General features: G+C 37.9%; 19 protein-coding genes. 8 read left to right on the top strand and 11 right to left on the bottom strand.

What is annotated here, in order from left to right:
* Positions 1 to 113: 113 nt before the first annotated feature.
* Genes AC4G3O_RS13815 through AC4G3O_RS13800 form a run of 4 tightly spaced genes read left to right on the top strand, consistent with a single transcriptional unit; the run spans position 114 to position 2,564 of the window.
* Complete coding sequence (locus tag AC4G3O_RS13815) at positions 114 to 449, top strand: aminotransferase yhxA (protein WP_066109628.1); 336 nt, start codon at positions 114 to 116, stop codon at positions 447 to 449.
* A gap of 23 nt (positions 450 to 472) precedes the next feature.
* On the top strand, positions 473 to 871 hold the full coding sequence (locus AC4G3O_RS13810) for a DUF350 domain-containing protein (RefSeq protein WP_066109625.1): 399 nt from the start codon (positions 473 to 475) through the stop codon (positions 869 to 871).
* 18 nt (positions 872 to 889) lie between these two features.
* A complete protein-coding gene (locus tag AC4G3O_RS13805; protein WP_491136356.1) occupies positions 890 to 1,351 on the top strand; it encodes an RNA helicase in 462 nt (153 codons plus the stop codon).
* On the top strand, positions 1,344 to 2,564 hold the full coding sequence (locus AC4G3O_RS13800; protein ID WP_491136377.1) for a glutathionylspermidine synthase family protein: 1,221 nt from the start codon (positions 1,344 to 1,346) through the stop codon (positions 2,562 to 2,564). Before AC4G3O_RS13805 ends, AC4G3O_RS13800 begins: the two co-directional genes overlap by 8 nt.
* 64 nt (positions 2,565 to 2,628) lie before the next feature.
* On the opposite strand, the gene AC4G3O_RS13795 is transcribed toward AC4G3O_RS13800, so the two are convergent.
* Positions 2,629 to 3,102, bottom strand: coding sequence for a hypothetical protein (locus tag AC4G3O_RS13795; protein WP_491136355.1), 474 nt, complete (start codon positions 3,100 to 3,102; stop codon positions 2,629 to 2,631).
* Between the two features lie 200 nt (positions 3,103 to 3,302).
* Here AC4G3O_RS13795 and AC4G3O_RS13790 point away from each other — a divergent pair, with 200 nt between their 5' ends.
* From AC4G3O_RS13790 to msrA, 3 genes are all read left to right on the top strand, one after another.
* Positions 3,303 to 4,037 carry a DUF2238 domain-containing protein gene (locus AC4G3O_RS13790; RefSeq protein ID WP_066109620.1) on the top strand — a complete coding sequence of 245 codons (735 nt, stop codon included), beginning with the start codon at positions 3,303 to 3,305 and terminating at the stop codon, positions 4,035 to 4,037.
* Positions 4,038 to 4,167: 130 nt separating this feature from the next.
* Positions 4,168 to 4,638 (top strand): PaaI family thioesterase, encoded by a 471-nt coding sequence (locus tag AC4G3O_RS13785; protein WP_139892341.1) that lies wholly within the window; start codon positions 4,168 to 4,170, stop codon positions 4,636 to 4,638.
* Positions 4,639 to 4,880: 242 nt separating this feature from the next.
* Entirely contained in the window at positions 4,881 to 5,840 is a 960-nt protein-coding gene (gene msrA, locus AC4G3O_RS13780; protein WP_491136354.1) for a peptide-methionine (S)-S-oxide reductase MsrA, read from the top strand.
* A gap of 50 nt (positions 5,841 to 5,890) precedes the next feature.
* Here the strand turns inward: msrA and AC4G3O_RS13775 are convergent, their stop codons facing one another.
* The 3 genes from AC4G3O_RS13775 to AC4G3O_RS13765 all read right to left on the bottom strand — a co-directional run bounded on the left by AC4G3O_RS13775 (position 5,891) and on the right by AC4G3O_RS13765 (position 12,984).
* Entirely contained in the window at positions 5,891 to 9,406 is a 3,516-nt protein-coding gene (locus tag AC4G3O_RS13775; protein ID WP_491136353.1) for a bifunctional 2',3'-cyclic-nucleotide 2'-phosphodiesterase/3'-nucleotidase, read from the bottom strand.
* Positions 9,407 to 10,528: 1,122 nt separating this feature from the next.
* Positions 10,529 to 11,674, bottom strand: a complete 1,146-nt coding sequence (locus AC4G3O_RS13770) for a glycerate kinase (RefSeq protein ID WP_066109608.1) — start codon at positions 11,672 to 11,674, stop codon at positions 10,529 to 10,531.
* 14 nt (positions 11,675 to 11,688) lie between these two features.
* Entirely contained in the window at positions 11,689 to 12,984 is a 1,296-nt protein-coding gene (locus AC4G3O_RS13765; RefSeq protein WP_066109605.1) for a GntP family permease, read from the bottom strand.
* A 202-nt stretch (positions 12,985 to 13,186) separates the two neighbouring features.
* Here AC4G3O_RS13765 and AC4G3O_RS13760 point away from each other — a divergent pair, with 202 nt between their 5' ends.
* On the top strand, positions 13,187 to 14,200 hold the full coding sequence (locus AC4G3O_RS13760) for a CdaR family transcriptional regulator (protein ID WP_491136352.1): 1,014 nt from the start codon (positions 13,187 to 13,189) through the stop codon (positions 14,198 to 14,200).
* A 1,026-nt stretch (positions 14,201 to 15,226) separates the two neighbouring features.
* Here AC4G3O_RS13760 and AC4G3O_RS13755 read toward each other — a convergent pair.
* The 7 genes from AC4G3O_RS13755 to AC4G3O_RS13725 all read right to left on the bottom strand — a co-directional run bounded on the left by AC4G3O_RS13755 (position 15,227) and on the right by AC4G3O_RS13725 (position 23,245).
* Positions 15,227 to 17,170 (bottom strand): ABC transporter permease, encoded by a 1,944-nt coding sequence (locus tag AC4G3O_RS13755; RefSeq protein ID WP_066109599.1) that lies wholly within the window; start codon positions 17,168 to 17,170, stop codon positions 15,227 to 15,229.
* A complete protein-coding gene (locus tag AC4G3O_RS13750) occupies positions 17,160 to 17,921 on the bottom strand; it encodes an ABC transporter ATP-binding protein (RefSeq protein ID WP_148630348.1) in 762 nt (253 codons plus the stop codon). Before AC4G3O_RS13750 ends, AC4G3O_RS13755 begins: the two co-directional genes overlap by 11 nt.
* 102 nt (positions 17,922 to 18,023) lie before the next feature.
* Positions 18,024 to 19,031, bottom strand: coding sequence for a sensor histidine kinase (locus AC4G3O_RS13745; protein WP_491136351.1), 1,008 nt, complete (start codon positions 19,029 to 19,031; stop codon positions 18,024 to 18,026).
* Complete coding sequence (locus AC4G3O_RS13740; protein WP_066109590.1) at positions 19,028 to 19,720, bottom strand: response regulator transcription factor; 693 nt, start codon at positions 19,718 to 19,720, stop codon at positions 19,028 to 19,030. Before AC4G3O_RS13740 ends, AC4G3O_RS13745 begins: the two co-directional genes overlap by 4 nt.
* Positions 19,721 to 19,910: 190 nt before the next feature.
* Positions 19,911 to 20,735, bottom strand: coding sequence for an undecaprenyl-diphosphate phosphatase (locus AC4G3O_RS13735; RefSeq protein WP_491136350.1), 825 nt, complete (start codon positions 20,733 to 20,735; stop codon positions 19,911 to 19,913).
* A gap of 349 nt (positions 20,736 to 21,084) precedes the next feature.
* On the bottom strand, positions 21,085 to 21,813 hold the full coding sequence (locus AC4G3O_RS13730; RefSeq protein ID WP_066109585.1) for an amino acid ABC transporter ATP-binding protein: 729 nt from the start codon (positions 21,811 to 21,813) through the stop codon (positions 21,085 to 21,087).
* Complete coding sequence (locus AC4G3O_RS13725) at positions 21,800 to 23,245, bottom strand: amino acid ABC transporter substrate-binding protein/permease (RefSeq protein ID WP_066109582.1); 1,446 nt, start codon at positions 23,243 to 23,245, stop codon at positions 21,800 to 21,802. Before AC4G3O_RS13725 ends, AC4G3O_RS13730 begins: the two co-directional genes overlap by 14 nt.
* Positions 23,246 to 23,320 lie beyond the last annotated feature (75 nt).

The following is a 23,320-nucleotide window of genomic DNA, read 5'->3' as shown; positions in this document are numbered from 1 at the left end:
CATAAATAATCCCTATAACTAAAGAGAAAGACATAAATTCTTCTTCCAATTATTATACTTTTTATTGGAAGTATTTAGTAAAATATAACGAAAGAGGGATTGAGGTGAGATGATTGAATAAAACCAAAAAAATCATGATTGGTGTGACTGTAACTGCGTTGACCATTGGTTTGGTCGGGTGTGGGACATCAAATGCAGATCTTCCTCCAAAACCCACAGATTCAGACTGCGGAGATTGGAAATGGGATGATGATGATGGTGTTTGGGAGTGTGATGATGACAACTCGAGGTATCACGGCCATTATTATTATGGCGGTTATTTTTATGGAAATCGAAGCATGCTTCTGAACAATAAGGGCTACCAATCCTATAAAAATAGTTCTTCTTTTAAGGGGGGGATTAAGGCTAGTTCGGGATTTGGCAGCGGAACAAAATCTTTTGGAGGTTAAGCCTTTGAAAAAGGAGGATTTATATGAATTTATATCTTAATTTTCTTTCATATTTAGGAGTAGCCTTGTTATTGCTTGCTGCAGGGATTGCTTTATTTACTATAAGTACGCCAAAGCTGAGGGAATTCAAGCTGATTTCTGAGAAGAACTCTACAGCAGCCATGTCACTCGGCGGTAAGATCGTTGGGCTCTCAATCGTACTTGGGGCAGCAATTGAATATTCCGTATCACTTAGAGATATGGTGATATGGGGAGTTATCGGGATTGTCTCACAGATTGTTGTGTTCTTGCTTGCCGAGGTTCTTACGATAAGGTTTAGCATTCATCAAGCAATCGAGGAAGATAATCATGCTGTTGGAATCATGTTAGTCTCGTTGTCACTGGCTGTGGGGTTAATTTTAGCGAAATGTCTATCCTATTAAATAAGGCAGGTAAGTGGAGTGAAGCAATTAACGTATTATTTAGATAAAGGAAATGAGCGGTTTGAGCCCTTTTATCAATACAATCTCCCAACTGTTGGGGTGGATGAGTGCTATGCCAGACAGCTTTGTACGTATTTTATTGTAAGAGGAACACAATATGAGCTAATATCGAATGAAATGTCTGCTGAAGAGGAAATCCTTGTGGTTAAGGAAACAGGGAGGAATTTGCAGGGGGAGAAAGAAAAAAACTACCGCGGTCAAGGGATTCATATTGAATTCCGAAACCATGAATTACGGGAAAACTATCGGCTGCTTTCTTGCACTCCTTACGAGAATCATTATGAAGTACTCCGCTATCTCTTGAAGGATGTAGTAGATGTACCGGGTACTGGACAGATGTTAGTGACGTCCACTGAGATTGATGAAGACCGGGGTGTTTATGTGATTTATGTTAAGGAATTAGATGATGTTGATGGATAAGTACCATGAAAGAAGAAGCAAATTTTATGATCATATAGAGGGCTTTTGGGCTAATCTTTATGGTGAGGAATATGCCTTATATGATATGAAGCTGATAGGCAGGCAAGAGGCAGCACATATACGCCTAGCTACTGAACGAATCGGCAAGGTATACTCGAAAATGGCCTCGTTATTACGTAAAGTTCCATATGAAACTTTTCTCGAGATGGGTTATCCAGAAGAGACAATTTCTTTTTTAAGACTTAAAGTTCATCCGGTTGAAAGTGTGATCGCGCGCCTGGATCTAATTCCATACGGAGATGGTTATAAGTGTATCGAGATTAATTCAGATACTCCCACATTTATTAAAGAATTATTTCATATAAATGGACGTATTTGCAAAGAGTTTGGGGCAGGGAATCCAAATGATGGCTTGGAGGTGCAGTTGTATAAGGCAGTTCAGGAAAGTATCCAGCAAGTCAGTAAGGGAAAAGCTCCGCATATCGTGTTTACGGCTCATGAGGATCATATTGAGGACAGAGAAACCGTTCAGTATCTTAAACAGGCTGTACCCTCATCCAAATTCACTCCCTTGCATAAGCTGCAAATTCAAAGAGGCGTAGGCTTATTCGATGAGAATGGAGTCAGGATTGATATCCTTTATCGGCAGACTTTTCCGATTGAAAATATTATTATGGATCAGGACAAAGATGGGAATACAATTGGCTTATGGTTGCTAGAGTTAGTGGAAGAGGGGAAGCTATCCATCCTGAATCCACCATCGGCATTTTTACTGCAAAATAAAGCAGTTCAGGCTGTCATTTGGGGATTGCATGAAGAGGGGCATCCCTTTTTTACGGAGGAGGAACATAAGTGGGTAGAGGATTATTTTCTGCCGACATACCTTGAAGCTGAGCCCTTTTTGAAAAATCAACTGCCTTATGTGAAAAAACCAGCCTTTGGGCGTGAGGGCGACACAGTTGAAATCTTTAGTGAAAATGGCCGATTAATGTACGCAGATAGCCAAAAGTCATATTCTGAGTACACCTCAGTTTATCAACTTTATATGGAACAGCCGACTGTACAATATCTAAGTGAAAAGGGGCTTCAGGAAGGCCGGTTGCTCTTGGGAAGCTTCCTGCTTAACGGAAAATCATCTGCCTTCGGCTACAGGGTTGGCGGAATGATTACCAATAATCTATCCTATTACTTGCCTGTTGGTATAGGTGATTGATAGATTGCTTGTTTTACCTTTACTATCATCCAAGGAAGGCCCTATAATAGGTTCCCTTGGTTTCCTAATCCCAATAGTTAAAAATAATCTCTCCAACTATATTAGGTTTCCAATACTTAATTTTCTCTAATTCAGCGAGAGTTAAATCATGTTCGTTTTGTAAAAAATCATGCTTTAAATGATTTTTAATAATGACAGTCTCGTTCAGCTCACTTGTATGCAATACTTTATAAAAAGAGGAAAATGTCTCGACAAGATGGGGGAGATCAATGAATTCAATGTATTCATACTCAACACTTGAGGCAAAAGCAAGCAAGGGATAATGCTTATTCAGTAAAATATGTAATTCCTCATTATTAAATGATAGGTGTGCATGATAAAAACTCGTTGGATATGCAGGATCTCTCCATTTATTAAGCGTTCCGCCATTGTAATTAACAATAGAATAACAGAGCTGCTTGAACTGCCTTTCGTCCATTGGTGTCAGTTGATTATCTGCTGAATCGAAGAATCCAGTTATCCCATTAGGAAGCCTCATCTGTTCACCGCCATAGATATCTGATATTTTGGTATTATTACCCAATAAGGGAGAGTGTAACATACAACTAGTTAAGCCGATAGCTCTTTAGTTACTAAACTATGTAATCCTATTAAAATTCTTCTTTTATAGCAATGTATCCAATTGTCATACCAATAAGTAGGGCAATAAAGGTAAAATAAGAGAGAGGAGGGGTTAAAGTGGAATACATAAAATATGAAAAAAGGAAAAACTGGACCTTTAGAGTAGTTCTGCTATTACTCGCGATATCAGTCATTTATGCTATTTATATGTTAATTAATGCCCCATCAGGCGTTGCCCAAAATGAATATGAACGTGTGAAAAGTGACTATGTATTAATGATTTTGCAATGTTTAACAGGGTGTATAGTTATTTTCCTGCCATCCCAACTTGAACATCGCTTCCGCATTGATATACCGGATATCATGGAAATTATGTATTTTATCTTTTTATTTTGTGCGATCTACCTTGGTGAGGTTCGAAACTTTTATTATAAAGTTCCTTACTGGGATTTAATTCTACATTGCTTTAGTGCAGCTATGCTGGGAGCGTTAGGATTCATTATTGTGAACTTCCTTAACAATACCAAGAAAACCATTGATTTAAGTCCCTTTTTTGTGGCTCTATTCGCCTTTTGTTTTGCAATAACCTGTGGAACCGTTTGGGAAATTTATGAGTTTCTTGCTGATGGTGTCTTAGGAACAAATATGCAAAAATTCATTACAGGAGAGGGAGTTGTCTTGATTGGGCGAGACGCTGTAATGGATACGATGGGAGATATTATTGTAGATGCTCTCGGTGCGTTCACTGTCACAGCAATTGGCTATATTAATTTAAAAAAGCAACAAAAAAGTAGAATCGTAGAGGAAGAAGAACAGAAGATGTGGATTGAATCCGAAAAGACTGGTTCATAATTATGACAAAATGAAATTGCACCTGCAGCCATTAACCCAACCAAAGGATAATGTGCTCAGATTTATATGCATATTGAATTGAAAAAATCTTTAGCTACTCATTTTAGTAAGGAGTGATTTGGTGATAAAGATGATTGAAAAAGCAATCCAGGATATTTATCCAGATGATTTTGCTTGGTGCTATGGCTGTGGGCGACTGAATAAAGATGGACATCATTTTCGAACTGGCTGGGATGGTGATAAGACTAAAACCGTATATGAGCCAAAATCTGATCACATGGCAATACCAGGGTTTGTCTATGGAGGAGTCATTGCATCCTTAATTGATTGCCACGGGACTGGCTCTGCCTCTCTGGCTCTCCATCGAAAAAACGGATTTGATGTGGGAGATGATGCAATTCCACCTCGATTCGTAACTGCTTCATTACATGTTGATTTTATGAAACCGACACCTGAGGGAGTCCCATTAATTGCAATCGGTTCTTTAACTGAAATCCACCCGAAAAAGTGGAAAGTGGAAACAGAGGTTTATGCTGATGAAATACTTTGTGCCAGGGGAGTTGTCGAAGCAGTCGTTATGCCTGGTACATTTAAAAAATAAATGAATTAAAGGGGCAGTGTTAAACAAAGGGTAATGAGACCTTTTGTTTGCACTGCCTTTATTATTGCCTTAATATAAAACCATTTAGAGCAGCCTTTTTACTTGAGGGATAAGATACATAGTAGGAATCATTTGTTTTCTGTTTATATAAATACGCATATGAGTTTGAATACGATAGAAGTAGGGTTGGAAAAGATAGTAGGGTTGATTACTCAAAATAATGATAGTGGGGTGTATACTGAATGGATCATCAGTTGGAACTGGCAACATTTGCGGGCGGCTGTTTTTGGTGTATGGTATCACCATTTGACGAGCAGCCGGGAATTATAAAAGTCGTATCCGGTTATACGGGCGGACATACGGAGAATCCAACATATGAAGAGGTTTGCAGCGATACAACAGGCCATTATGAAGCTGTTCAAATTACATATGACCCTGAAAAAATGTCATATGAAACATTGCTTAAACAATATTGGCAGCAAATTGACCCGACAGATGCCGGAGGGCAATTTAATGATCGGGGTGATTCTTATCGAACAGCCATTTTTTATCATAATGAAGAGCAGCATCGTTTAGCAGAAGGTTCTAAGAAGGAGCTGGCCAACAGTGGGCGATTTCAGAAAGAAATCGTAACGAAGATTCTCCCGGCTGGTCCATTTTACAGAGCAGAAGAGAAGCACCAACATTACTATAAGAAGAATCCTTTTCGCTATAATCTCTATAAAGAGGGATCCGGTCGTGCTCGTTTTATAAGAGATAATTGGAAGAATACAAAAAGTGATGAGCAGCTTCGAGCAGAATTAACACCGCTCCAATACGAGGTGACAAGAAATAATGCAACAGAGCCGCCATTTAAAAATGAATATTGGGACAATAAGGAAGAGGGAATCTATGTAGATATCATTTCGGGTGAACCTTTATTTAGTTCACTTGACCAATATGACGCCGGGTGTGGCTGGCCGAGTTTTACGAAACCAATACAGCGACATGAAATGGAGGAAAAACTTGATACTTCATTTGGGATGCGAAGAATTGAAGTAAGATCCAAAACATCAGACTCTCACCTGGGGCATGTTTTTGATGATGGGCCTGGACCGGATCGAGCGCGTTATTGTATTAACTCCGCCGCCCTCCGATTTATCCCTCTAGATCAGTTAGAGGAAAAGGGGTACGGTCAATATTTAAGTTTATTTAATAAGTAAAACTAAGAAAGGACTGCCTATTATGAAATTGGCAGTCCTTTAATCACTTGTTAATCTATTTTTTGAATTCTACCCTCTGCCTTATACTCAAACGGGGCAGGCAAGGTTTTTACAAACTCAACAGTTGCATCTATATCGGCTGGTCCGACTTCCATATCTGTTGATAGCTTACCAAAGCTCGTACTGATATTTCCATACATATAATTGTTGATCACGACTGTGTATTCTTTATTCGGATCGATTTTACTGCCATCCGGTAAAAGGATATCGACTATCTTACCGTTTTTTGCTTGGTCATCATAGGTGTAGGTATATTTAAAACCGGATACGTGATAATCTAAACCTCTTGCCGTGATTTGTTCATTTAAAACAACTTCTAAATCAGCTCCGCTAAGCTTTACTTTGTTTAATACATTACCAAAGGGCTGAATGGCGAATAAATCACCAAATGTCACCTCGCCTGCATCTAATGGAGAGCGTACACCGCCGCCATTCATTAAGGCGAAATCTGAATCCATGGCTGCCTTCATACCATCTGCAATTAAATTACCGAGGGCAATGTCACTGAATTCTCTTGCTGTAGTTGGGTAGCTTTTTTCAAGAGAAGCCGTATTATTGCCTATTATCTGAGCCTTAATGGGTTCTACGCGATCAGAGTATTTTTTTAGAATAGATGAGACTTCAGAATCTGGAGCATAGTCCTTTTGGTAAACAGTGTTTATTTTTCCTGTTTTGCTGACGATATCGCCTGTTAGTGGATCAATGGTGATGTCTACATCAGAGAAAGCATTTCCATAGGAGTAAGCTTGAACAATCAATTTTTGATCAACGACGCGGTTCACGTTTACGTGGTTATGTGCCGCAAAAATCACATCGACTTCATCATTAATCTGCTCTGCAATCCGGCTTGCATCGAAGGAATCGGTATAGCCAGTTTGCGTTGCGGGATTATGGGCAAGCACGATAATAGCCTCAATTCCTTGTTTCTTAAGTTCATCTGTATATTTGTTGATGGCAGCTACTTCATCTGTGATTTTTAATGATTCATTTCCTTTTGTTACGATCATAGTAGGCGTTTCCTGAGTTACAACGCCAATAACACCAATTTTTTCGCCCTCAGCTTCTAAAACTGTATAGGGCTGGGTGATTAAATTCCCATCTCTAGTGTCAAAAGCATTGGCAGCAACTAATGGAAAGTTCATTCCGTCATAGTCAGCGTTGCCTTTAGGATGGTCGCCGCCATTCATCATACGCTTTAGTTCATCAATGCCCTCATCAAACTCGTGGTTGCCAAATGTTCCGACATCAAATCCGATTGCTTCTAATATTTCAACGGTAGGCTCGTCCTGAAATAAAGCGGAGACTAACGGACTTCCTCCAATCATATCCCCGGCATGCACTAGAAATGTATTAGGATTTGTAGCTTCTTCCTTCTTTAATGCTGCCGCTGTATATGAAATAGGTCCTGTTGGTAAATCTCCAACAGTAGTGACAGTATCTAACTGTCCGTGTAAATCGTTTAATCCCAGTAACTGAACATTGACTCCACGATTTAGATCAATATTGAAGATTCCGAAGCCTTTAGAGTCTGTTTTTCCAGTGTACGTGAACGGTGTTTCATCTGTAATATACTCTTCTGCCTTTGGTGAAGTGGTAAATGTGACATTCACTTCGCCAGATATTGGAGCAATAGACCAGTTGCGGTCAGCAGTTGGTGTAATTTCTTTTACTTCAGAAATGTAATCCATTAGAACTTGGCGGTTTTCATCTGCTGAATCAATGACCAGTTCACTGCCTTTTAATCCAGGGAAGTTACCTCCGCCACCGGCACGATAGTTGTTTGTCACAACGATAAATTCCTGATCTGGATCAATTGGACTTCCATTGTACTCCAGATTAATTACGCGGCTTGATTCTGGGTTTATAAGAGTACCGTTTGGTGCATATTTTGGAGCCTTCGTCACATCAATTTGATAATTGACACCATCGATGACATCAAAATTATAGACCGCAAAGGAAGGGTTCAATAGTTCTTGTTCACTTTCTTTGGCAGGGTCTATCATATTAAACTTACCTGCCGACATTTCAATCCATTCTTTTACTACGGAGCCTTTGATTTTAACGGCTTTCAATGTATTGTCGTAGAGATATAAATCACCGGCGCTTCGAATGGTTAAATCGCCCTTTTTAATATCGGTGAACTCATCAACACCGTTTCGGCCAGCTTTAAATGGAGCACCAACAGATAATATAGGCAGATCCTTTAATTCTGGTTTATTTAATTCAATGTACTTTTCTGCATACCATTTTTGTGCATTCGTAACGACCTGAACAGAGGGATCGTCCTGAACCAGTGCGAAGTAGCTATAAATATCATCAGTTGTAGTACCGATAGGAGTATCGATATATTTCAACGTACCTTCGTGATCCTTTTGAACAGCACGAACAATCGATTTATCAGGTTGTATAGACTCGTCAACACTCCTTGTGGAGGATTGAGATTTGGATATTTCCCACTCACCTTTTACTTGCTTTAATGTCAAATCAATAATTCCAAGTGCAGCGCCACCATACCCTGCCTGAACAGCAGGCACGCCATTAATGGTTCCTTTAGTATTATCAACACCAGGAAGAGGATTTCCTGCAGAATCTTTGAATAAAGCATCTAATTCAGCATCGGTTTTAGCTGGGAATACTTTATGTGTGTGTGAAAAAGTGAGAGCATCAATACCAGGTACTTTGCTTAAAGCATATACGGTATCCTCCGTATTATCGAGATTCCCATTAAAACCGGAGTGAGCCATAGCAACAATCACATCCGCACCTTTTTTCTCTAGGACAGGAATGTATTTTTTAGCAGTTGCTACAACATCCTTTGTAATGACCTTTCCATCAAGATGGGCCTTGTCCCATTCGTTGATTTGTGGTGGAACAAAACCGATATAGCCAATCTTAATGATTTTGGTTTTTCCGGATTGGTCTTTAACTTTTTTATTGACGATTTTATAGGGCTGGAATTTATGAACATCATTGCTTGGATTGTTATCCTGATCATCAATGTATACGTTTGCATTAATGACAGGAAAATCAGCGTCATTATATACTTCGTTCAGATATTTCAACCCATAGTTAAACTCGTGGTTTCCAAGAGTCGCTATATCATAATCCATGATATTCATAGCCTTTATGGCTGGATGTGTTTCTCTTCTTTCTAACGGATCGATTTTAGCTTTATATGTGCCAAGAGGTGTCCCTTGAATTAAATCGCCATTATCAACTAATACAGAATTTTTTACTTCTGAACGTGCCTTTTTTACGAGAGTAGCTGTTTTAGCTAAACCTATGTTAGGGGCAGAGCTATCTTTATAATAATCATAGCTTAAAAGATTAGTATGAATATCTGTCGTTTCCATAATACGGAGTTCTACTTGTGATTGTCCCTTAGGCTTATGATGCTTGTGATTGGTGGCTTCTGCTTCACTTGTCATAAATGATGTTGCTGCCAAGCTGATTGCCATTGTACTTGTTAAAAAGATCCGACCTTTAATACTACTCCATAGTTTCATACGAGGCACCTATCCTTTGTATTTTTTTGAGAGTTTTAGGCTCCGCTTACAAATATATCAAATTTAAAGTGGTATATGGATAGGTATCTAGGATAACAGTTAAATACTACTATTAATTATATTGGTTCAGGTTAAAAAACTAGTTATCATTACTCAGTGCATAATTAAATATAGGTATAATGGATGTCAAAGTAATCGGTTATTTTGGAGAAGACATGAGAATTTGGTTTGGTATTTCATAAAATAGAATATGCGGAGACTATCAAAAGGGATAAGAGGATTATAAGGACTAAAAAAGAAGATTGGAACAATAACTTATAAACGTTCCTGAAAAGACGAACGATATCTAATTTATCGACTTTGTTACTTATTAAAGAGTTAAGTTGGAAGAAAAGTTCGTTTCATTGCGCGCTTACTCCACTCGCTTTCCGCGGGGAGGAGGGCTTTAGCCTCCTAGGCTGCGCCTTGCTCAGGTCTCAGTCTTTCCTCTACTTCCCGCAGGAGTCGGTGGCTTCCGCTCCATTCCACTAAGTTTAATAATGGTATATAGAACTAACTAATCTATTGAAAACAAATAAAAATCCGAACTATTAGGCGAAATATTTATTAAAATATCACCTGATAGTTCGGATTTATCATTGACTGAAATACTTATGTCCCAGCCTCTTTTATTATTTGTAATGTTAGGAAATACACTAAAGTCTTTCAGATTTGACATAGGTTCCTAACCGCATAGAAATGGTTGTCGGAGGCTTCCGAGATGAGGGTTCTAAAGGTCTTTTGAAGGTGTATTAGGACGTGGCGTTTTTAGTCTTTGTTCCTTTATTAGAGGCCCTTCAGCACTCTAAGTAGTCCGGCTTCAGGGCCTAGGAGCTCGAGTCATAAGCAAAAATCTACGGGAGAAGAACCCTCCCTTCGAGTATTCGTCTTATGCTTTTCGCGGGCCTACAGGATGTAGGTCATGAAGACGTTGCCACAGGACGTGGCGTTTTTAGTCTTCGTTCCGTACTTAGAGGCCCTTCAGCACTCTAAGTAGTCTGGCTTCAGGGCCTAGGAGTTCGGGACATAAGCATAGCCTCTGCGGGGGAAGAACATCCCCTCCGAGCCTCTGTCTTATGCTCCTTACTCCTGATCAAGGCCCTTCAGCACTCTTGCAATATTCTCACAGGTTCTTTCTATGTTTTTAGGGCCGTTTTTTAGGGTTTGGTCTAGGGGTGCGAGTTCTGGGATGATTCCGAAGATGGCATCGATTCCTTTGTCGTAAAGCTCTTCAATACCTTCCCCAATGTATCCGGCAACTGCTATTACTTTTTTGTCAAGTTCTTTTGCAGCTTGCGCGACCCCATAAGGTGTTTTGCCAAATTGCGTTTGATAGTCAATGCCGCCCTCGCCTGTGAACACGTAGTCAGCGTTCTTAAGTTTTTCTCGTAACCCACTGAATTCGATTACAATGTCAATCCCTTTTTGAAGAGTGGCATTTGTAAACAGGAGTAAGCCAGCACCCAGGCCACCAGCAGCTCCAGAGCCTGGGGTGTTCCGAACAGCTTGTCCTAATTGCTGCTCTACCATGTCAGCATAATGCGCTAGATTCTGATCTAGCTGTTTAACCATTTCAGGTGTGGCGCCTTTTTGAGGCCCGAAAACATGAGATGCTCCAGTTTCGCCGCATAAAGGGTTCGTTACATCACAGGCAACTATCATGGTTACATCAGCTAGACGTGTATCTATTTTAGACGTATCAATTGTATGCAATTGATTTAAGTAGCCACCTCCTCTAGGGATATGGTTTCCTTCTTTATCAAGAAACTGAACACCCAGCGCCTCAGCCATACCTGTTCCTCCGTCATTAGTAGCACTGCCGCCAATTCCAATGATGATTTTTTTAATCCCTTTATCTAAACAGGCGCGAATCAATTCACCTGTACCATATGTAGTAGTAATGAGTGGATTTTTTGTTTCTTGGGTGACATAGTGAATACCGCTGGCTTCTGCCATTTCAATAACTGCGGTTTCATGATCCCCCATAATTCCATATCGAGCAGTTACGGGGTTGCCGAGTGGACCTGTAACGTCTAATGAATAGAGAGTGCCGCCTGTTGCATCAATGAGTGACTGGACAGTACCTTCTCCGCCATCTGCCATCGGAACATGGATAAAATCTGCATCTGGATAGACCTTTTTAATACCTGCTTCCATTGCAATGCATACCTCTTTTGCTGTCATGCTTTCCTTAAAAGAATCTGGTGCAAGTACAAACGTTTTGCTCATTGTAACCCCTCCTGTTATAAAATAAATCCGAATAAAATGGTGGCTACAATCGTCATGGTTGCACCGACAATTGCTTCGTAGCCGACTACGGACATCCTTTGTTTAATGGACATGTTCATGCTTTGCGCTGTAACATGAAAATAATTTCCGTGCGGTAATGAATCAATTACTGTTGCACCTGAGTGAACCATAACTGAAGCGGCAAGTGGTGCAACTCCCATGTCTAAAATAGCTTCGCTGAATGATCCTGTGGCAATAATAACGCCAGTAGATGTAGAGGCAGTGGCTGCTGCCATTAAAATACCTGCTATAGGTGCCAGGAATGTACCAGAGATACCGGTAGCTTCAATTAATGAAACAACCTGTGCGGATAGATTGGATTGAGAAATTAATCCTCCGATGGCACCTGCACCAATTAGAATTAACACAGTTACTGTCATTCTATCCAAGCCTGATGCTGTATATTTCAATAAATTTTTTGATTTCCCCATAGCTATTGTTCCAATGATACCTGCAAGGGGGAGAATGTACATAGCATCTACTTTAAAGCTGGATAAGGCCTCTATATTTAAAATTGAACCGATTGGATTAATCATTAATAAGATAATGGCTACTAATGGAGCTACGATTGCTTTATTCAGTGGAGGATAGTTAGCTGAACCATGATCAAGATCCACAACCTCATTATCTGAAACTTTTTCGCCTTTATTTTTGATTAAAGTGGCGATGAGAACAGTTGCGATTAAGCCGAAAATTGCTGGGATAAGACCTGCAATCATTACATCGCTAAGTTCTAAATCAAACCCTCGGGCTGCTGCAATTGTATTCGGGTTTGGCGAGATGATGTTACCCGCTTTTCCTCCTCCGGATAGTGCTAATAATAGAGCAATTTTTGAAATGCCCATTTTATTACCAATTGATAAAGCGATAGGCGCTACAATCAGGACAGCTACAGGGATAAATACCCCAACTGCTGTAATAATCATGGTGGCAAGAGCTAATGCAATGAGAGCCTTCTTTTCCCCTAATTTAGAAACAATAGATTGGGCGATTGTTTCTGCAGCCCCGGATTCCATCATGACACCAGCCAAAACTCCAGCGGCAAGAACACGAATAACAGTCCCCATAACACTTTGAGTGCCGCCAACAAGTATATTGATTGTTTCCTCAAGGTTAGCTCCACCTATTAAACATCCGAGTATGGCTCCTAAAAATAGAGCATACAGCGGGTTCAGCTTTTTTAAGATTAAGATAATGGCTATTGCCAGACCAGCTAAAGCCCCAATCCAACTAATCATAATCCCGTCCATCTTGTAACCTCCTAAGTAGTGTGGAATACGTCTTATTATAGTTTGGTAGCGGTTACAATTCTATTGATGGATAGATGATTTTCTTTGTGCAAACGCACAAAGAAAGTGATGAGAGGTTTGTTAGTTTATAATGGAAATATAGGAGAAGATTTACGGATCATAAGATAAGGCGGTACAGAAATAAAGAAAGGTTTTGTTCACCATGTATCAGTTAACTAATAAACAGGCGCAACATATTGTCGATAAAATGATGGCGGATATTCCATATAATATCAATATTATGAACGAAAAGGGCATCATTATCGGCAGCGGGAGTAAGGACAGAATCGGAACCTTTCATACTGGAGCAGTCCAAGCCCTACGTTTAGGCAGGATGATTACAATAACAGAGGATAATAGGTACGAAAAAAAGGGTACAAATGAACCGATTGTCATTAATCAAAAGATGGTAGGTGTTATTGGGATTAGTGGCGAGCCGGATGAGGTAATCCCTTTTTGCAAACTAGTCAAAACCACAGTCTCTCTGTTAATTGAACAAGAAATCGCGTTGAAGAGTATGGAGGAGATTAGTAAAAAGAAGTCCGCGTTTCTTAAGTTATTAGTAGAAACGAAGTACCAATACTCAGATGAAATAAAAAGGGAAGCCCTGAATTATCAGCTTGATCTGACAAGAAAAACATCTGTCCTGATTGCAAAGCCAAAGCCAAGTCCTAAAAGAATCAATTATCCTGTTTTTGAGGAAGATGAGCATTCCATCATCCTGCTACAGGATAATAGCGGAGTCAAACCCTTGGCTGACCTGTTAACTAATGAAAATTCGACTATAAAGATCAGTGTTGGAAGTCATGTAGACACTATTTCTGAGAGCTATCATCAAGCAATCAGTGCTATGCAAATTAGTGAAAAATTAAATCTTCAAAAGAGAGTTATTCATTATATGGATGTATCCTTTTTATCCAGAATCAGCGAGATAGGTATAGATTCGTTTATTAATCACTCCTATATTAAAGGTTCTCTTATCTCTTCGCCGGAATTGCTGGAGACCTTGCAGATCTATATTAATAAGAATGGCAATATGACATTAACATCAAAAGAGTTACATATTCATAGAAATACGCTGCAATATCGTCTGGATAAAATTAAGGAGATAACAAGTAAAGATCCTAAACAAATATTCGAGTTGTTCGAGTTGATCTTTATTATGTTAAAGGATTAAATTCCTCATTCATTTAAACCTAACATTCGGTTAGGTTTTTTTATTGAAGATTGAAGGTCGAATTAATTGGGTGCAGACAGACAAAAGTTTGTGAATAAAATCTAGAAAAAAATTATCAAGATAACAAAACTGTTATAGTCTATATTTTTATAGAGTAATACAGTTTGTGAAATAAATCACATGATTTTGGAAGTGTTTTCATTGCTTTCACAATCATATTTTTCTATGAATACTTGTATACAACTATGTATACCAATAGATTAAACGGTGTGCTTAACAAAATATAAGTGAATAATTTCACAAACTTTTTTTGAAAATTTCACTGGACTGTTATAGTCATTTTGGACTATACTGTATCTGTAAGGTTGAGAAATCAACTTGAAAGATCACTTATTTTTGAAAAGGAGATTGTGAAATTGAAAAGTGTAGTATCAACTTTTGCGCTTAAAGCGGGATCATTATTGTTAGTTTATACAGCAATGCAAATTTTTATGTAATAGGACAATATGTAATTAAAAAGATAGGAGGAGAAGGAATGAAACCATTAGCGATTGTATTTGGATTTAAAGCTGTAACAATGGCGTTAATGTTATTTATGTAATGAACATTGTATGTAGTAATATTTGCTCTTTGTAGGAATGCAAACGTAAAGAAAAAAAGATAGGAGGAAAGGCAGAATGAAAGGATTAGGAATTGTATTTGGACTTAAATTTGTAACAATGGCTCTTGTATTATTTGTTTAATGTAATTAATCATATGCGATATTGGGCTAATATTGAAACAAGGGAGGATCTAATATGAAAGCAATTGTGATAACATTTGTCTCTAAAGTTGCTACTTTAGGAATGGTGTATACTTCATTAAATGCCTTTATCTAAAATGAATAGACAAAGGCAATTAGAGTATGCACCATAAATTTAAATTCCCATCATTAAAACACGCTATTTATAGAATTTTCCTCGAATTATTTTCTTCAAAATGAAAAGAAGGCTCCCGCTATTTAAAGCAAGAGCTCCATAAATAATTTTATAACGATTCTTTTATGATTTTCTTATAATATGAAACAGATAATACTCCAAATATAGAATAGAATACTGTATACAACACCATTACTAGTAACATCGGTGTCCAAATCTCTATTCCAAATAGGAACCAACCTGACTTAACTGCAAAATAGCTATGACAAAGACCTAATATGAGTGGTATTCCAAAATTAAATAATTGTTTTAGCTTAACACCCTTCAAAAGATCCTGTTGGGTAAATCCAAGTTTTCTTAAGATAGAGAAGTTTAACTTTTCGTCCTCACTTTCACCCATTTGTTTAAAGTAAAGAATGCAGCCCGATGTAATAAGGAATGTTAAACCGAGAAATCCGACAATAAACATCGTTAATCCCATTCTTTTTTTGTTATCTTGGATCATGTTAATACGAGATTCATGTGTATCATCCTGAGTAGCTAATTGGTTGAATAGACTATTTGCTTCTGGAAGCTGTTCATTATCTGTGATATCAATCCCAATATAGAGTGAGTCAGCATCCTGGATAGCTGGATCTATATCATCCTTTAATCTTTGAAAAGTAGATTCATCCACAACTACAGCAGGTATACCGCTGATGGTAAAGTTCCAGGAAATCACATAATCCCTATTTAGGCCTGTATATTTTTGGTCAATCGTTATGTTGTTACCTGTTATTTGGATGTTACCTGTGTCTTTAAAATCCAACGTATTTTTCAGCATGTCGCTATACCCGGTGAAATAAGCCTCATGGGCAGATAACTCAACATCGTCAATTGCCTTTTCACTGATAACAGGCATTGGCATAGAATTCAGTCGAAGATCAAGTACATTAAGGCTGGTTTCTATAATTTGCTCAATATTAACTCTCGATTGAATAACGTCAACTTTCTTCTCCTTAAAAGCAATGCCATTTTCACGAAGGACACTTGTAAAATGATCAGCATCTTTTTCATTCATAAAGGAGAAGTTAGCTGGAACATCATTCTTCGCTGTTTTCTCTACTGAATAGAAGGAAATATAGCTTAAGGAGAGTAAACCGATTGCAAGTGCTGAAACAGTTGTGATGATTGTTAATAACATAGCATTCGATTTCAAGCGAAACATGATAGATGAGAGAGAGAGAACCTCATACACATTTAAATAACCATCTTTCTTTTTACGAATACTATTTAAAATAAAGGTCACAGAGCCTTTATAAAACAAATAGGTCCCAACTATCACAGCCCCAAGAATATATAACATTGCTGCTATTAACTCATCGCCAGTAGATAAATCCTCACCGAAAAGTTTAGTTGAAATATAGTATCCAGATCCTATTAAAAAAAGACCAAGTATACCAATTGTGATTTCAAATTTAGATATTTTTTTGACTTTTACTTCAGTGGAAGAAGTTACTCTAAATAATGATAATATAGTTTGTCTTTTAATGAAGAGATAATTTGATAACATGATTAGTAGATAGATCACACTGAACACAATAATAGTTTGGATTAGCGCTTCTCCTGAAAAACGTAGAGCAGCTATATCCTCGACACCAGTTAATTTAATTAGTATAAGCATAATAAGCTTTGAAATGGAGAATCCAATAAAAATACCTACCACCAATGAACCAAAGTAGAGAATCGCATTCTCCATATTTAAAATACGGAATATTTTCGATTTCGTCATACCGATTAACTGGAATAGACCAATTTCTTTGCCCCGCCTTTTAATAAAAATACTATTGGCAAAGAGCAGGAATACAAGTACGATGCTAATGAGCAAAATAGATCCTACTTGAAGTGCAGCCCCTCCTTTTATCGAACCTTTAGCAGCATCCATTGCGGGGTCATACTGCAGAGTAACAAATGAAAAGTAAAGGGCAACGCTGAAAACTAAAGCAAATACATAGAGATAATAGTTGTTTATATTTTTTTTGAGGTTTCTCCATATGAGTGTTTTAACGCTCATCCATAACACCACCCAAGATTCCTTGTGTTTTAATAATTCCTCTGAAAAAGGATTCACGATCTTCTTGGCCCTTAGTTAGCTGTGTATAGATTTGTCCATCCTTAATAAAAATAACGCGATTGCAATAACTGGCTGCTATAGGGTCATGTGTAACCAATACAATCGTTGCATTCCTCTTTTGGTTTAATTCACTTAGTTTATTTAACAGATCGGATGCTGATTTAGAATCAAGGGCACCTGTAGGTTCATCGGCAAAAATAATACTTGGTTCATGGATAAACGCTCTTGCTGCAGATGTTCGCTGCTTTTGACCGCCTGAGAGTTCATTTGGGTATTTATCCTTCAGGTCCAGGATGCTAAGATCCTTAGCTACCTCATCAAACTTCTTTATAGCTTCTTTTTTGGATAAGCCGCTAATAGATAATGGTAAAAGTATATTTTCCTTAACAGTTAAGGTATCTAATAAATTGTACTCCTGAAAGATGAAGCCAAGATGATGCTTGCGGAATTCAGCTAATTGCTTTTCCTTCATTGCTGTCATCTCTGTATTATTAATCATGATGGTCCCTGTGCTGACTTTATCAATCGAAGATAATACATTAAGTAAAGTCGTTTTTCCTGAACCGGAGGCGCCCATTATTCCAACAAATTCTCCTGTTTTAATAGTAATATCAATGCCTTTTAGAACCTCTTGCTGATTAAATTTGCTACCAAATGATTTATGGATTTTATGTGCCTCTAATATATTCATATGGAATCGTCTCCCTTTAATTGATACCTTCATTATATAGAGGACGTTCTATTCAAATCCTTCTATTCTCCGAACAAAATAGAAAAGCATGTGACATTCCTGTCACATGCTAATGACCTCAACAAAATCATTCTTCTTTGGAAAGGTAAGCGTAAATCGGGTGCCTTCGTCTAGTTTTGAATCTACTCCAATATCAATCATAAGAGGCTTTGCTGCTTTTTTAGCTAGATATAAGCCCATACCTGTCGCAGCATTATCGGTATGTTCCACAGCAGAAGTGTAGCCTTTATCAAAGATACGCGGCAAATCCCTCTGATCAATGCCGCGGCCAAAATCCTGTATGGTTAAAATGATATGTTCATTTGGCAGGGGGCGGCTTGAAATAATAATATCTGAGTCATGACTATATTTGACTGCATTCGTTAATAACTGTCTAATAATAAAGCTCAACCACTTGGCATCACTTACAACCTCGGTAATATCCAGCTGGAAGTCAAAGCCGATTCTTTTCTGGATACACCAACTCTGCAATTCTCTTATTTCTTTATAGACAATTTTACGTAAATCTAAATTCTCTATTAAAAGGTCGTTTTCAATAAATTGAAGTCGCTTTTGGAAAAGTTGAGAATCAAGAAGATGTTGAATTCTCATCCATTCATAGGTTAGCTCAGATTTTGTTCGTTCATCCTCAAGGCGATCAATGATTAAATTCATGGCTGTTAGCGGAGTTTTAACCTCGTGAATCCAGGAGAGTAAGTCATCTTTTTCTTGTTCAATTAAGGTTTGGCTATGTGCAGTTGCATGTTTCAGCTGCTCTGTTTGATTCAGGATACTATTTAGAACAATTCGTTCAATAGGGCTCCTTGCATCCGGCAAAGTGGAGATGTCTAAATCAGTTTCCCGTTTATCTAAACTTCTATAAAATTGCGTTTCAGTTTTATAGCGTATGATAATGAAGATGGTAAATAAAATTACAGATAAAAAGACGATATAAGCAATTGATTGAAAAGGGATAGACTGGTCAATATAAGCCACAAAGAGTATAAATAGATGAATTGATAGGAATAAGATAATCCAGCTTCGTCTTTCAATTAAATAGCTCTTTATCATAAAGAATCAGCCGTCTCTTTTGCCATGTAACCTTGACCTACTTTTGTTTCTATAAAATGTCCGAGTCCAAGTTCATCCAGCCTTTTTCGCAACCGATTCACATTGACCGTTAATGTATTATCGCTGACAAACCGCTCATCATCCCATAAACTGCGAATTAAAGTATCTCTGCTGATAATCTTATTCTTATGATCGATTAACTGCTTTAAAATGTAAATTTCATTCCTTGAAAGCTCTATTGATCCAAGTTCATTTTCAACCGTATTTTTTTCGTAATTAATGGTCGCTCCGCACCAGATTTTCAGCTGTGTTTGATCAGCATTATAATTATAAACTCTTCGTAAAATGGCTTGAATCTTTGCAACTAAAACATCAAAGTTAAAGGGCTTCTGTATAAAATCATCAGCACCAAGTTGCATAGACATCACCATGTCAGTAGGGTGGTCTCTCGATGATAAAAATAAAATGGGTACATTGGAGTGCGTCCGTATCAGCCGGCACCAATGGAAACCGTCAAATTTAGGCAACTGAATATCAATAAGGACTAAGTCAGGCTGAATATCCGTAAATTCATTAAGTACCTCTCCGAAATCTTGAACGCCATATACTTCATAAGACCATTGGGTTAACCTCTCTTTAATTTCTTTAAAAAGGCTGGTGTCATCTTCAATTAATAAAATTTTAAACATAACCATCACCCGTTCTTTATTTATTAGGATTACGAATAGTGGTAAAGTAGCTCGAACTATTTTAGGGTATTAGTTGTTTTGTCATGTAAAGCTCAAAATGTATAGTATATATAAATATAGTGTACTATAAAAACGACTCGCAAATATAAAAAGGAGAACAAGCACCAATGCTTGTTCTCCTTTTTATAAGTTAACCGAAGATAATAACGAGGATTCCTACGATAAAACAGTAAATAGAAAAATAACCTAATTTCCCTTTTTTCATAATATCCATAAACCAACGCAGTGAAAAATAGGAGGCGATGAGGGAAGCTATAAATGCCAATGCATACGGAATCAGCAGTCTTCCTAAATCAGGATCGTTCACCATATCGGATACTGAAAATACCATGCCGCCAAGACTGATTGGGATATATAGAAAAAACGAGAATTTCAACGCAGTTTCACGGTTCATTCCCATAGCCATAGAGGATACGATCGTTGCACCGGAACGGCTGATTCCAGGTATTAAAGCAACAGCCTGTGATAATCCCACAATAATGGCATCCTTAAGTGTTAGTTCTCCCTCAGCTTTCCTGCCCTCTAAATTACGGATAAGCCATAAAGCAATACCTGTGATAATCAGCGCAAAGCCAATGACACGTACACCCTTAAAAATAGATGCGATTTGATCCTCAAAGAAAAGACCGATAAATGCAGCTGGAATTGTAGCAACAATTAAGTAAAGAATAAAATAAAAATCCTTTTTCGTGGCGGTAGATTTATCAGAACCTGTTAAATAGGAAAATCCATTTTTAATCAACTTCATTAAATCTGCTCGATAAATAAAGATAACGGCCAGTAGGGACGCAAAGTTTACAAACAACTCAAAGCTTAATCCCGGAATGTTAAGTCCGAAAAAATGCTGAAAGATGACCAAGTGGCCACTTGAAGATACAGGGATAGGTTCAGTAAGACCTTGCAGTAATCCTAAAAAAACAAATTGTATTATTTCAATAAAGCTAATTGAATCCATTTTAACACTCCTATTTTATAGCTTTTACTTTTATTTATTATACTAAAATAATAATATCATTTGGAGAGAACGGTTCGAAACTGGAAAATTCAGAAAGTAAGGGAACTGGATTAATACTAAAGTTTATTTTGCGCGTAATAAAGGTTTTTATGAAAATATTGGAGTGTTTGCATGAAGGGTTGCATGTAACCAGGAAATAGAAGTTTATATCAGAGTAAAGGCAGGATTCATATATATCAGGCCTTTTAGTAACTGCATATATGGATAGTCATTACATCAGCAAGAAGGAGGTTATCAAAATAGAAATACTAAAGGGCACAGTGCTTAAGCACTGTGCCCTAACTTATCCTTATAAAACTTTATCAAGAAAATCCTTAGTTCGTTCATTTTGCGGATTGGAGAAGATTTCTTCAGGTGTTCCTCTTTCCACAACATAACCGCCATCCATAAAGATGACCTGATCAGCTACTTCACGGGCAAAGCCCATTTCATGAGTCACAATTACCATGGTCATACCCTCTTGTGCAAGCTGTTTAATAACATTCAGAACCTCACCGACCATTTCGGGATCAAGTGCACTCGTAGGCTCATCAAACAACATAATGTCAGGGTTCATGGCAAGAGCTCGTGCAATCGCCACACGTTGTTTTTGTCCGCCGGACAGTTGAGCTGGCATGGCATTGGCCTTATCTTCAAGACCCACACGAGCCAATAGCTTTAAGCCGATTTTTTTTGCTTCTTCTTTTGTAGCTTTATTCAGCTCAACAGGAGCCAAAGTAATATTATCTAGTACTGTCATATGCGGGAAGAGATTGAAATGCTGGAATACCATTCCGATATTTTCCCTAACTTTATTAATGTCTGTGTTTTTATCAGTTAAATGTTTATCATCAACTGTTACGTCACCTTCATTTACTTCTTCAAGTAAATTGAGGCAGCGCAGAAGTGTACTTTTACCGGATCCAGAAGGGCCGATTAAGCAGACAACTTCGCCTTCTTTAACCTCAAGACTGATATCCTTTAGTACTTCCAGCTTCCCGTATGATTTTTTTAATCCTTTTACTTTAAGCTTTCCCATTTTGGATCTTCCTTTCCATACGGTTTGATACCTTAGTTAAAATCATAATAATGATAAAGTATATAAACCCTACAATCAGCCACATTTGGAAGGACTCAAGGTTTCTGGCAATAATGATTTTTCCGCTTTGAGTCAATTCATTAATACCAATGATGGATAGGATAGAGGTATCTTTTAATGTAATGATAAATTGGTTAATGATAGATGGAATCATCAGACGGATTGCCTGTGGAAGGATAACCTTTGCCATTGCCTTTTTATATGGAAGACCAAGGCTTCGGGCAGCTTCCATTTGTCCCTTATCAACGGATTCGATACCACCGCGTACAATTTCAGCCATATATGCACCAGCATTTAAGCTTAATGTTATGATACCGGCAGCAACTGCAGATATACGGAAGTCAAGTGCTGCTGGAATACCGAAATAGATAAAGAAAGCTTGAACAATCAGTGGAGTTCCTCTAAAGATATCTACGTAAATGACGCCGATTGCCCTTAAGATTTTGAGATGGGACACACGCATCAGACCAAATATAATACCTAGGATACATGCTATAACGAGAGATACGACAGTCAATATCAGGGTCATTTGAAGACCTTTTAACAGACTTGGCATACTTGATTCTAATAAGCCGAAGAAACCGTTATTAGTATCGGTGCTTTTTTCTGCCTTCAAGTACTTATCCATAATATCCTGATATTCACCGGATTCTTTTAGATTGGCTAGACCTGTATTGAACTGCTCAATCAATTCCGCATTTTGCCCTTTAGCGACAGCAAATCCATAGGAGCCGCCTTTTTCTTTTTCAGTAACGATTTCTAATCCGTTGCCTTGCGTAATCCCATATGCCAGAACTGGGTAATCATCAAAAACAGCTGCAGAGTTACCTGTTTTAACATCGTCATACATATTGGCGGAATCATCAAAGGTTACCGTTTTAAAGCCATATTTATCTTTTATGCTTTCTGCAAAGCTGGCACCTTCTGTACCTGTTTTAATGGCTACCTTTTTTCCTTTTAAATCTTCATAGGATTTAATCTCTTCATTTCCCTCGGCAACCGCCATTACGACACCAGATTCAAAATAGGGATCGGAGAAATCAAATTTCAGTTGTCTTTCATCTGTTATACTCATTCCGGCAATAACGCCGTCTACTTGATTGGACTCTAGTGCTTGTACGGCTGCATTAAATCCAAGCGGCTTAATTTCTACTTCAAACCCTTGATTTTCAGCTATAGCATTGAGTAAATCGATATCTATACCTACAAATTCGCCATTCGTTTCCTGGAATTCAAATGGGGCAAATGTAATATCTGTTGCAATCTCATATTTTTTTCCTTCTGCTTTCGTGTTTAAAGCCGGGAATATAAATGAAGCAATCATGACAATAGCCATTGCTATTAGGAATGTGAATTTTGAAAATTTCTTCATTGTGAACCTCCTTCATATAAGTAACGTTTAAAAACCCTCTATATCCAATTGGGGCGGGTTAAAAGGGATGTTTTA

Source organism: Bacillus sp. z14 (2026) (genome assembly GCF_058313575.1).
Note: the sequence above shows the minus strand (reverse complement) of the source record. Positions and strands in the feature narration are given on the sequence as shown.